General features: G+C 51.9%; 11 protein-coding genes and 1 pseudogene. All 12 read right to left on the bottom strand.

Annotated features, from left to right (window positions below; genetic code table 11):
- On the bottom strand, positions 1-978 hold a 978-nt coding region (locus tag CFLAV_RS31060), incomplete at its 3' end, for an ABC transporter permease (RefSeq protein ID WP_150107700.1).
- A gap of 18 nt (positions 979-996) precedes the next feature.
- On the bottom strand, positions 997-1,260 hold the full coding sequence (locus tag CFLAV_RS31055) for a hypothetical protein (RefSeq protein WP_007418912.1): 264 nt from the start codon (positions 1,258-1,260) through the stop codon (positions 997-999).
- Between the two features lie 4 nt (positions 1,261-1,264).
- Positions 1,265-1,480 (bottom strand): hypothetical protein, encoded by a 216-nt coding sequence (locus CFLAV_RS31050; protein ID WP_040550985.1) that lies wholly within the window; start codon positions 1,478-1,480, stop codon positions 1,265-1,267.
- Complete coding sequence (locus CFLAV_RS31045) at positions 1,477-1,977, bottom strand: hypothetical protein (RefSeq protein ID WP_007418910.1); 501 nt, start codon at positions 1,975-1,977, stop codon at positions 1,477-1,479. The genes CFLAV_RS31050 and CFLAV_RS31045 overlap by 4 nt, the downstream gene beginning before the upstream one ends.
- Positions 1,974-2,402 carry a type IV pilus modification PilV family protein gene (locus tag CFLAV_RS31040; RefSeq protein ID WP_007418909.1) on the bottom strand — a complete coding sequence of 143 codons (429 nt, stop codon included), beginning with the start codon at positions 2,400-2,402 and terminating at the stop codon, positions 1,974-1,976. The genes CFLAV_RS31045 and CFLAV_RS31040 overlap by 4 nt, the downstream gene beginning before the upstream one ends.
- Entirely contained in the window at positions 2,396-3,556 is a 1,161-nt protein-coding gene (locus CFLAV_RS31035) for a type II secretion system F family protein (RefSeq protein ID WP_007418908.1), read from the bottom strand. Before CFLAV_RS31035 ends, CFLAV_RS31040 begins: the two co-directional genes overlap by 7 nt.
- Before the next feature lies 1 nt (position 3,557).
- Complete coding sequence (locus tag CFLAV_RS31030; RefSeq protein ID WP_007418907.1) at positions 3,558-4,544, bottom strand: type II secretion system F family protein; 987 nt, start codon at positions 4,542-4,544, stop codon at positions 3,558-3,560.
- A complete protein-coding gene (locus CFLAV_RS31025; protein WP_150107699.1) occupies positions 4,541-5,632 on the bottom strand; it encodes a GspE/PulE family protein in 1,092 nt (363 codons plus the stop codon). Before CFLAV_RS31025 ends, CFLAV_RS31030 begins: the two co-directional genes overlap by 4 nt.
- A 56-nt stretch (positions 5,633-5,688) precedes the next feature.
- Positions 5,689-6,267, bottom strand: coding sequence for a pseudouridine synthase (locus tag CFLAV_RS31020; RefSeq protein ID WP_007418905.1), 579 nt, complete (start codon positions 6,265-6,267; stop codon positions 5,689-5,691).
- Positions 6,268-6,306: 39 nt separating this feature from the next.
- Positions 6,307-9,756 (bottom strand): choice-of-anchor J domain-containing protein, encoded by a 3,450-nt coding sequence (locus CFLAV_RS31015; RefSeq protein ID WP_150107698.1) that lies wholly within the window; start codon positions 9,754-9,756, stop codon positions 6,307-6,309.
- Entirely contained in the window at positions 9,735-11,456 is a 1,722-nt protein-coding gene (locus CFLAV_RS31010) for a S8 family serine peptidase (protein ID WP_160164703.1), read from the bottom strand. The genes CFLAV_RS31015 and CFLAV_RS31010 overlap by 22 nt, the downstream gene beginning before the upstream one ends.
- Positions 11,457-11,825: 369 nt before the next feature.
- A pseudogene (locus tag CFLAV_RS31005) lies at positions 11,826-12,088 on the bottom strand (hypothetical protein); the annotation flags it as partial.

Below are 12,088 nucleotides of genomic sequence, written 5' to 3'. Positions count from 1 at the left end.
CGAGACCAGCAGAAATAACCAGATGCCGAGTTTTCCGCCATGACGTCTATGCGCCAGCCATAGGATTGGGCTCACGTCCAAAAGATGCCGGTCTCGACCTCCGCCCCCTTTTTCTTTCGTCAGTTTGACTCTGAGCCGATCAAGCCAGCTTCCAATCCCGGAGCGAGCCGGTTTGTCCTGCCAGGTAAACGGCAATACCAAACAGGCTATTACGAGAAATCCAAAGCTCGTGAGAAATATCGTGCCGAGTGAAAGCCAGAAATAAAGGCCATTTCCTTGAAAGCCGCTTTCGGGCGCGAGCCTTAGAGTGTAAACCGGGCTGAACAGCAGGAATTCAATCGCTGGCTGCGCTTTTGCCGCTGAGAGAGCATACCCAATTGCCGGCAACCCGATGGACATGGCAAGCATCAAAAAACTGCCAGCAGCCAGCGACTGCGTTCCCTCCTTAAAAATGGCGGAGGCCAGAAGGGACGCTGACAACGAAAAAATCAATGTGTTCACCAACACGAGGGCCACTCGGATCAATTCAGCCCCGGTGAGCCCGCCGAGAAAGAAAGTAATTCCAAGAACTGGAACGATCGCGAGCAATGCAAAGATTGCCGGCATGGCCAAACCAACCAGCTTTCCGGCGACGATTTGATCGCTCCTCAGGTTGGCGAGGAATAACAAACCCAGGGTACCATTGCGCTTTTCTTCGCTTAAACAATCGGCTGTGAGGATCGGCCCCGCGAGCAGGCTCAAGGCAAAAGCCATGAGCGAAAGAAACGTAAAAAGCCAGCGTCCCATCTGGGTGGCATCTTTACCCATGCCAATAGCAATAGCCAGAATCGCGAGGCTCGTAAGGCCAGCCACAAATCCGCTGGCCATCCGTAGCCGAAATGTCAGCGGCCTGCGGGAGAGTTGGCGCAGCTCCAGTTCGACTAATGGAAGGAAGTTCATCTCCGGATCAGAACGAGCTTTGCCATCGAAGCTGTTCACGCCAGCTTCGAGTCGCGCTCAGCCATCTGATACGACTTTTACTACTACTAAAATGGTGAGAGCGAAAGCCAAAAGATTGATGAGGACGCCGAGGCAGGCCAGCATGAACCCCCAAATGAGATAGGATTGGGCGGCATTCCATTGCCCTGCAGTTCCCATTTGAACTCGGAAGTACGTTTTGTTTGCAAGTATTATGGCAGGCACTCCAAAAAACGGGATGAGCGAAATCAATCCGCAGGTAAAGCATCGCAAAGAGGATTCCAGAGTTTCGATCTTTTTCATACGCTCAATTTTTGGTCGAATCTCTATCTTTGGACTGCGCTCCGCTTAAATGTTTGATTTGCTTCTTTTCAATCAGTTTCAGTTCACGACTTAAAGTGTTCACTGTGACAAGGTTTACGCCCACAAAGACCAGCATGAGAGCAATTATGCCTAACACCATGAAAACTGCCGAACCGGACTGGCGACTTCGTTTTGTTGTTTGTGGGGTTAATAAATTCATGGGTGTTGGTTGGGAACAGCCTCGAAACTGAATAGGGGAGGGGTGCGTGGGCTCTTTCTCCAGGCCTTCAACTCTACTTCCCAGCGCCAAGCCTGAACGGTTTGGCGTCTGTCCTCCTGCATGCGCGAAGATTTGACATGTTCCAACACAGATGTCCAGGCTGCGTTTGTGTTCGGACGCCGACGAACATTATCCTTGGAGTAGGAGTAGAGCACTTCCCCAAGTTTTTGGGGAATATGCAAAATCTCTTCCTCATCGCCGGCTTGGAGATGTAACGGACCGGTGGCAGTTCTCACGTCTTCGCGCCAACGCTCGCCGGCTTTAAGCGTCCGCACAATATCATCGGCATTTCGCTTTAGGCCTTTGGAATTGTCCCAGCAGACATAAAAAAGGGAAAATGCCAGGCCGAGAAAAAGAAAGAACATGCCTACATAAATGATACACTCCATGAGCATGATCCCGCTTGTCTGACTGACATTGGATCGATTCAATTTCATTTTCCAACGGCCTCCCTTGTCACTCTGAAACCCTTCTCTTCTGGAACCCATTCCAGGCGCAGGCGCTGAGCATCTACAGTGAGCATCGCTTTACCGGTCGGCAGATTTTTTGCAGCCTGTGCATGGAGCGGGTAGGGGTGCGTTCCCTGCTGGAAATTGTGCCACTCGCCCGCAGCGAGAATTTCCATTTCTCCATCAATAATCTCCATCGCCACCGATTTCTGGTAGGAGGTTTGGATCAGCCTATGCTCGCGTGTGAATGCCACCGCCAGCGGTAACATGGTGACAACCAGGATTCCCAAAGCCACCATTAATTCGGTGGTCAGTGCACCCTCCTCTTGTTTCTTGCGGGAATTGCGGCGAGATTGAAAACACGCCAGGGTCATCAACTCCCCACTGCTCGGACGCTGTTTTTTGATTACCATAACAATTCCATCCTAATTATCGAAATCAATACTCCAAAGACGCTGACCATCACAAAGCCCACCAGTAACGCGTTGGCCAATAAAAGGCCGGTGCTGATAACTTGCGCGGTGGCTTGCTCCTGCTGAAACGCCTTTGCATCCAGGGATTCGTTCCAACCCAGGACTGCTTTCAAAAAACCTCCACGGGTGCGCATGGCATGAGATAACCGCCAACCGAATTCTCCGCTCTGGTCAAGGTTTTGCACCGCTTCTGGCAGCGTGGTCCCTTGTTGTAAGGCGGCAACAGCGAGACCTGTCTTTGTCTGGAAAACCCCGTTGGCGGTGCAATTCGCCGCCAGGCGCAGCGCTTCAGGCTCTGGTGTGCCGGAGTCCAAAAGCACAGCCAGCATTGCTGAGAAATCCCTCTCCATCCGCTTTCTTCGCCACGGCAATGCATAGAAAAGCCGATCAATAATTCCGGCCGCGCCGGATTTGGTCCAGGTCGTGAGCCGAGGGCCGCCGATATAGCAGAATGCCACTGACCAAACGACGGCAAGGAGAAGTATTTGAATGGAGATTAACAGGGTTTTATGTACTACCAGAAAAGCAATACTGTGTGAGTTTTGGGCCCCCATGCTTACAGCGACTCCCTCAAACTGCGGCATGACGAAAGTTTCCAAAACTCCGAAAATGGAAATGCCCATGGGTGTGATAACGAAGGCCAAAAGCACCAGGTAATTAATTGCCCCCTGTGTTTGCGATTGGGCATCTTTGAGAAGCTGACGGCAGGCTGGTAACATTTTTCCAATGTCCCCTATTTGCCCCCCGACTTTCAGCATGGTCGAAATCTGTGTTGGAAGGAGACGGGGAACCTTGTCCAAGGCTTCGCCAAGTCTCATTCCGGTTTCGAGATATGCTGCCAGTAGATGAAACCGCACGCCCATGGATCGATCCCGACTTTCCGAAATCGAAATCAGCACATTTTCAACGCGTTTTCCTTCTCTCAATGCGGTATCCAGCAAATCAAGAAAAAATCGCGCCCGCTCCTGCCGTTTCAACGGAAGGCTGAAACACACATATCCCGTGAAAAGCAATGCGCAAAGCGGAGCAAGCCAGAAGAGAAACCATAAAATGGCTCCCAGGATCAGCTTAAGAATGTCCATTTCATCATTCATCTTAGTTGCCTACGGAATCGATTCCGTTCATCAAGCCTGTCACTATCTTTAATAACGGGAAGATTTGACACACGATCATGAAGCCAAGAGCGATGATGGAAAACGGCAGTGCGGCATAAAGGAACATTTCCACGCGATACACTGCCCTGGCGCCGTAGATTTCTGCAGCCCGCCGAAAACCGCCGACGAGGTCTTCCCCGGCATTGCCAACCAACCATAGAAATAGCGGAGGAAACACAACTCCCCTGGCAGCCATCCCTGAGAACTTTCCATCTCCATTGCTCAATCGTTCCTGCCATTCGTCCAACTCACGGCTGGCCGGACTATTGGCCTCCAATTGACGAACGAGTCCGATTGCCTGATATAAATTACCGCCATGATTTAAGAGTAGAGACATGGCCGAGGCGGTTTGTGCAAGCTTCGCTTCCTTGAAAGCAGGCAGTCGCCAACGCATCCCGCGCCGGAATTGAGGCACGAGGAGAATCACCAGTATTCCCAAAAGCATCGCCCCGGTCAGAATCGGTGGTCCCCAAAGATTGATCATGATCATCGGAGGAATGGGGGTTTGAAAAAGACCGCTGTTATCCGAGCCTATCAGCCAGGTGCCAAGAATGGTGATGAAGGTGGAGAGGGCAAAAGCAGCAATCAGCACAATCAAGGGATAAACCAACAGTCCCTTCAGTCGGGTCCAAATGGTGTTAGCCCGTTGATAATAATCGGCTACCAAGAGCAGCACTCCGAGCAGGTCATTGCCATTTACTCCCACCATGAGCATCTGCACATAGAAATCCGGAAGTTTCCTTGCTTTCAGAGCATCTCTAAGCGAAAGCCCATTTCTCAAATCACCTTCGAGCAACTGGATCTCCGTCTGCAATCGCTTGTCCCGCATATCGGCTGAGAGCCGATGCAACGCGCCCTCCAAAGGAATTCCTTCCCGTAACATTGCGGCAAGTTGTTGGTTGAAAAATGCAAACTCATCGTAATTCATATACCTAAAATCCTCCTGTATTCCGCTTCATTGGTAATGCCACGGCCCAACAACTCACGCGCACCTTGTTCGAGTGGTTGTCGAGCTCGTATGTCTTGCAATTCCTGACGGCGAACACTTGCCCGCAACTTTTCATCCATCCGCAACCATTCGACAAGGGGAACGCGACCACGATAACCAGTTTGCAGGCAGCCCGGGCAACCAGCGCCTTTGCAATCCTGGCAAAGTCTGCGGATGAGTCGCTGGTTGAAAACCACTTCAACGGCTGACGCCACTGCGGAATGATCCGCACAGAGTATTTGCAAACGTTCAAACACTCCCTTGCAGGAGCCGGCGTGCAGTGTGGTGATTACCAGATGCCCGGTGAGTGCCGCTCGGACGGCGATGTTCGCGGTTTCCGCATCGCGAATCTCACCTATCACCAGCACCTGCGGGTCTTGTCGCAATAAATGCCTCGCGGCAGTCGAGAAGGTAAGGTCGCGCGCTTCATTCACCTCCGTTTGCATGATGCCGGGTATGATTTGCTCGGCTGGATCTTCCACCGTGATAACATGCCTGCCGCCCATCTCTGCCAGATGTTTGAGACATGCATAGATGGTGGTGGTTTTGCCGCTTCCAGCCGGACCAGTCAGCAGAAGCAAGCCAGCGTTCTGTTGCAAAAATTGCTTGAGTTCTGAACAGGCTTCATCCGGTAACTCCAACTCATGCAGCCTTTTCGCAGCGGAACTGTTAAACAGGCGCAGAACGATTTTTTCCCCCGTAACTGTAGGGTAGGTGGCCACCCGGATGTCATTCTCAGAGTTGAGCGCTGATTTGTCGATGCGACCATCCTGTGGCAAGGATTCCTGGTAGGTTTTTAAACGAGCAAGAAATTTGATTCTCCCGAACACCCTCTCAGCCAGCTCTTCAGGCAGTTCCATGCCGGGAGTCATCACTCCGTCCAGGCGAAAGGTTATTTGCGCAATCTTCCCGGTCATTTGAAGATGAATATCACTGGCCGAGGCTTGTTCGGCATGGTGAACCAATTCCTCCAACACTTCAGGAGCACCCTTTCCCGACATCACGACAGAATTTTGAATGTTCTTCACTACGTTAAAAACAATGCGTTATAACTACTATTGTCGTTTAACTGGTGTTTTGCAACTCAAATCTTCGATTCCTCCATCAACACCATATCCCTTTCTGCAGGAGTAAGCACCTTCCATTTTCCGGCTGGAAGGTCGGCCAATTGGAACTTTCCAATTTGCATTCGCATCAGCCGTAATGTTGGATGACCAACGGCTGCGGTCATCCTGCGGACCTGGCGGTTCTTACCCTCGACAAGCTCCAGTCCGACCCACACGGCCGGGATGCTCTTGCGTTCCCGAATCGGCGGAACTCTCGGCGGCACCGCTGGTTGTGGGTCAATCAGCCAGGCTTTGCATGGCAATGTCCTCCGCGCTTGAACAATCACCCCCTTTTCTAATCTGGTTAAAACTTCCGGGGAGGGAACGTGTTCCACCTGAGCCCAGTAAATCCTTCCATGCTGCTGACGGGGGTGCAGCAGTCTTTCGTTCAATGCGGCTTCATCGCTCAGTAAGAGCAAACCTTCTGAATCAGCGTCCAGGCGCCCAATCGGATAGACGTTTTTCGGAAAACCGAAGTGCGCAAGCGGGCGATTTGGCGAACCGTCCCGCGTGAACTGGGAAAGCACACCATAAGGTTTGTTAAAAGCAATTAACACGGCATTACCAAAGCCCAAATAGACTCTTTAAACAAGCAATCATGGGCGCACCTGCACGCGGTACAAATGTTGGCCACGGCTCACATTCGTCGTTGTGTATGACATAGGACTGCCCGAGGACTGCAACCAATCCGTGACTGGCGACCAGACTGTAAGATTCGTACTGCTCAAGACTTCATAAGTCCGGCCAGGAATGGCTGCCCATTCAAGTTTGACCAATCCATTGGTTTGGATTGTTGTTGATAGGAAGCTCAATCTGGACGCCGCATTGGTGGGGTTCGTACCAGCGATGAACTCTGCGAAGTCCGACATGCCATCGCTATCGGAATCGGTGGCTTGTGTCCGGCTGGCGGACGCAGAACCAAAATAATATTGTTCCCACGCATCGGAGATCCCGTTGTGGTTGGTGTCAGCAAAGGTATAGTCTCCCAGGAAGAGCAGGGAACTGGATGGTGCCAGTGTGTTGGTCTGATTGGGGGGAGTTTGGTAAAATGCAACGTCACCGAAATGGACCACGTATTGGCCGGGTGGTGCGTTGCTGATGACGGTCACAAGTCCTTGTCCAGATTGGTTTAATGGCCCGGTCAATGAAAAGCTCCCTTGGGCAATATCCTTCGATACCACAATCGTACCCGCTGAATTCAAGTCCGGCACACTTACGGAGACATCGTCAATCATCCAGCCCGATGCAGGGCTGTTCCCGAACAACGAGAAGGCTGCATAATGCCATACCAGTTGGACCGTTTTACCTGCATAAGGGGTCAGATCAATGGCTTCCTCCTCCCAATCAGGTGATGCAGTCCCGTTGTTAAACACGACGAGGGAAACCGGCGCAGTGGCACTATTCGTGCTGATCATAAACTCGGCAATTTCCAGAATGTCTTGCGAGGTGAAATCATAACTATCCTGAAAAGTCAGCGTTACTTTGCTGGCACCAGAGAGATCCAGTACTGGACTATAAAGGTAAGTATCCGCCTGGCTGATGGGAGTATATGTAAGATCACTTCCCCAGGCATTGGGCGGCGAAAAAGCATTCGTCTGAAGGGCGTTGGCTGGAACTCCCAATGTCCAATTAATGTCCGTTCCGCTGCCGGGAACAACCGTCCAACCTCGAGCACCAGAGTCCAGATTATCGATCCAGGGTGGTTGAATGGCCTTCAGGGTGTGAAAGGTGTAGAAATGATCCTGATTATCATCGACGGTCGTGTTTCCGGCGTCATCACGGCTGGTCACTTGAAAGTAATAATCTCGGTTCGCCGATAGGCCGGTCAGCATGACTGAGTGGTTCGTCTTCAACACCCCAGAGTACGCCGTTCGACCCAGAAGCGTCGATTCGCCAAACTGCACGAGCGAATCCGCTGGTTTGGAGGTGGTCCAACTTATTGTCGCGTCAGCAAAGTCTGTAAGTGTCGAGACATTGGAAATAATCGGCGGAACCGTATCGATTGTAGCAGTCGCGATCGCATTGCTGCCTGCCGAAACATCCAAATAATTTGCCGTGAGCACATCGCCATTTTTAACACGTAATTGATTTGTTCCTGGTGCATTGGTGCCAACGAGAGTGAGGAAGCCCCGAAAGAGTCCAGCGTGCGGTGTCTCACTCAATGTTATGTTCACATGGTTTGTTGCTGAGGTGGAGAAGGTGACCTGCGTTTGGCCCAATCCTGCCAAATCGGAATCACCTACCTCGACGGTGACCCGGCCTGGCACCGTATAAGCGCTGGAGTCGAGTGCAATTCTGCCCACGCCGTTGGCTCCCGGAACGAGGAAGTTCAATATGTTTCGTAACAAAATAACTTCGTTGTTCGGCGTGGCTCCATTCGCGGGCACGGTATCAAGCGGGAACGAGAGAAACACCACCCGACCACGGCTGTCGACTCCTGTTTTCGGAAACCGTATCCCGCAAACTTTGCCGGATGCCGGTTCATAGAGAATCGGTGCGGCGTTGGTGCCAGGAGTGAAAGTATCCGAGAAGTCGGGTCCCAGAACTGTGCCGTCCCCCAGATCGATGTTGGCATAATTGTTGTAATCAAGTGTTACATTGATGCCAGTCGTGGTCGGATCGCCATCCGCCCCTTGAATCGCCGGCACGCCAAATTGTTCATCGCATTCTGTGCAGGGGAAATAAGGATTGTCATTCAGCTTGAATCCGCGCACCTGGAACACATTCCTGCGAAATGGTACATCTCCCAACAAGCTGAGAATTCCCATCGAAGACATCATGAAAGAGCCGCCGCCATTCAGATAATTCTGGATCATCGTTTGCTGTCCTGCGCTGAGGGTATTGTTGGTTCCATCATAATAAATGCCATCGGTAATGCGCCAGATGACGGCCTGGAAAGGTTTCAAGTCCGCAAGTTGTGGTGAACCGCGTTCGGTTACCTTCCAAAAGCTATACCCCAGGCCTGTGGCTGCCAGCGCATTCGTATAAGCGCCATCATCGATGACTGGGGAGCTGTCGTCAGGTTCATAGGCATCGACCAGCAACACAGTTGGCGTCTGCACCGCAACGAAACTGAAATAGGCTCCTGCATTGTTATTGGTGGCGGAATTTCCGGCTTCATCGGAAGAACTCACGAGAAAATGATATGTCGCGCCAGGAATGAGATTGGTCAGTTTCACCACATGATTGGTTGTGAGCGTGGAATTGGTCACGGACAGGTTGAAGGTAAAATTCGTGCTGTAGCGGACGATGGAGTTGGCAGGTTCGTCCGTTTGCCAGGTAATGGTCATTACTCCCAGATCGACCGAGGCAATCACACCACTGAGCACTGGTGGACCAAGTCGTGCCACCGCCGTGTCGATGTGGTTGCTTCCTCCCGCGTCAACGTACTGAGCTTGTATGACGTCTCCGTTGTGAATTTCCAGTTTGGCATCCACGGCGGCATTGCCAACCACGGTCACCACAGAACCGGTGAACGCGCCGTAATTTCCCGAAGGATGCAATAAATAGTTCTCACCGGCGGATTCGGTGGTACTCATAAGCAGGACACTTACGGTATTGCTCGCGGCCTTGGCGGCATCGAGCACCACCAGCTTGATTACACCCGGCGAGGTATATTCGCTACGATCAAGCAGTACAATCCCTCCACGTGCCTGAGGAAAATCTCCGGAAATAACGAGCGCAAAATCCTGGTCGATGGCCTGGGTATCCAATCGGGAATCCTGCACCACATTGCGCGCCCGAACCCGCACGAGATAATCTCCGGGTATGGGTTCAGCCAGATGGACTGCCTCCACGTTGTTTATTTGGTCGGAATCAGAGGCATCCGGATCAGATTCTCCTGCATCGAACTGGTTGCCGCGATAAATTGTTCCATCCGGTCCCACCACCTCAAGATCCAGATCGTTCACCAACGCCGGAATCGCTCCCGGAAAGCCCGGCACATCGGTGTAGGCCATGGTGATTTTCAAAGGCTGGTCCGAACTTTGAACAAAAGTGTGATGCTCATAAATTTGACCCGTGGTCAGCAACACACTCTGATCCACATATTCGTAGCTGCGGGCTGAGCCGATAGATTGGTCAATGCCAGCCGTCCCCAGCTTTCGTCATGGTTAGGGATTGGTCCGGGCCCGCCATTTGAATTGTCCAGCTCGACCGCGGAATTGATTAACGCCGCTTTTACGAGTGCGGGAGATGGAACGGCATTGGTATGAAGGCTTTTGTAATATTGCACGAACACCGCAGCCGCGCCGGAGGCGTGCGGACCAGCCTGACTCGTCCCTCCCATGTACATGTAGAAATTATCGATGGGCAGCCAGGCGAACTGAGAAGAGGCCGCCGAAGATTGCAGTGAAGCGATGAAGGTTCCCGGCGCAACAACATCGGGTTTGATGCGGCCGTCTTCGCACGGGCCACGGCTGGAAAAATCTGCCATTGTATCCGGACTGTCGTCGTAAAGTCCGAAGTCCATTTGTCCGCCGTTCTCGGAAGCTCCAGTCGCCAATACGTTTTTGGCTGTTGCCGGGCTGTCCATTGTCTGCGCATCAGGTCCGGCATTGCCAGCCGAGAATTCCAAAATATAAGGCTGATCCCCAGGCGTGACCGAATCCGCATCCCGCACCAATTCATCGAAAGCAGCAGCATCAATATCGTATCCGCCCTGGACATCGGTGCCCCAACTATTCGAGCCGATTTTCGCGCCAGCGCGCACGGCATCACGCGTGATAGTTTCGTCGCTGGGAGGTGGATCCACTTCGTTGCCATCACCATCGAAAATACGTTGAATGACGAGGTTCGCCTGTGACGCCACACCAAGCCCATACAATGCGCCGCTGGCATCCACTTCACCCGTGGCGGCATTGCCGGCCACGATACCTGCCACGTGTGTTCCATGGCTGTGTTCATCCGAGGCATCGGTCAGGTTCCCGTAATAGAGCAATGCTCTGACGCGTCCTAATAAGTCAGGATGCATCGTGTTGGTATTACCGCTGTCGAGTCCCGTGTCCGCAATGGCCACGGTCACATTGGTGCCGGTAAAACCAAGTTGTTGGGTAATGGTGGGAGTTCCTGTAACACCATCATCGCCACCCACAATCTTCGAAGCAGTTTCATCCACCAGTTTGCGCTTCGACGCCTGCTCGATCCATAGCACGGCATCAGATTTTGCCAACGCATTCAGTCGGGCAGGGGGGAGCACTCCGCGTAAAACTGTGCCCTGACGCAGATGACTTTCGTGATGAATCGCCGACATCAATCCGCGGGCTTCCCCGAGCTCCTTTTCCGTTGCCGTCGGAGAAATCAAAATGCTCACCACGGTCGTGCCATTAGTTTTCAGTGCGCTTTGAGTTGCGGTCGTCAGTTTAGGATGAACCTTGTATTCTGGTTTATAAGGTCCCACCCACCTGACATAGCTGAGTGCCTGCAATTGGCTTAAACGAACACTGTTTAATTTGACGATGAATGAATCGTCAGGAACGTATCGCACCAGTTGAACGTTCATTCCCGCCAGTTGTTGCTTCCACTCCTCTTGAACAGGGCCTTCAAATTGCATCAAATACAGTCCATCCACTGAGCCTTCGTTCAAACGCATCTGCTGCGACTGTGAAGTTTTGTTTATGCCGTCGGTCGTGATGATTTCATTGCGCAATCGAATGCGTTTTGATTCGGCTTGAATGTTGAAACAAAAAAATACCAACCATACCGTGAGCAACGCACGGAACCAGTGAGAAGAGAAACTGGATTTCACGCCGGGATGATAGCTCGAAATGGAGCTACAAACAAGCTGCATTATAGGAAAGATAACCTGACGAAGTTATCAGCAGCACTCAGAACTCAGCCATTGGCCCTCCATGGCCACTTCTTGCGAGTCAGCGATGCGCAAATTAATCCCAAATGCCGGTGGAAATTTAGATGGTAAATATTCCATCGCTGACGTTGGAGAGTGTGACCATGAATATCCTGACTGATCACCTCTTGCACCCGAATCCATGTGCCAGGAGCCAGAGCCTGATATGTACTCCATATGCAAACGGATAATTGAAACCTTGGAACTCCGCATGCTGCTCCCGGATGATGGCACACCAGCGTATCATCGATATCGAAGGATATTCGCATCCTACCTCAACAGCTTCTTCACTTGAAACCGCATGCTGACATTCCCCTTCAACGAAGAAATATCCACCGTCCCGTTGTTGTCCACTCTCAATTGGTCTTTGCCAGCTTTTCCGGAAACGACCTCCCAGCCATCCGGCACACGGATGCGCAACAACGTTTGTTTCGGCGTCTGACGTTGAGGCAATTCTAACTCCGCGAGCACTTCGCCCTGGCTGAGCTTCGATTCTAGTTTTACAGACACTGGCCCAAATGCCGTGGGCGCAT

The organism is Pedosphaera parvula Ellin514 (genome assembly GCF_000172555.1).
Classification (GTDB): Bacteria; Verrucomicrobiota; Verrucomicrobiia; order Limisphaerales; family Pedosphaeraceae; genus Pedosphaera.
Note: the sequence above shows the minus strand (reverse complement) of the source record. Positions and strands in the feature narration are given on the sequence as shown.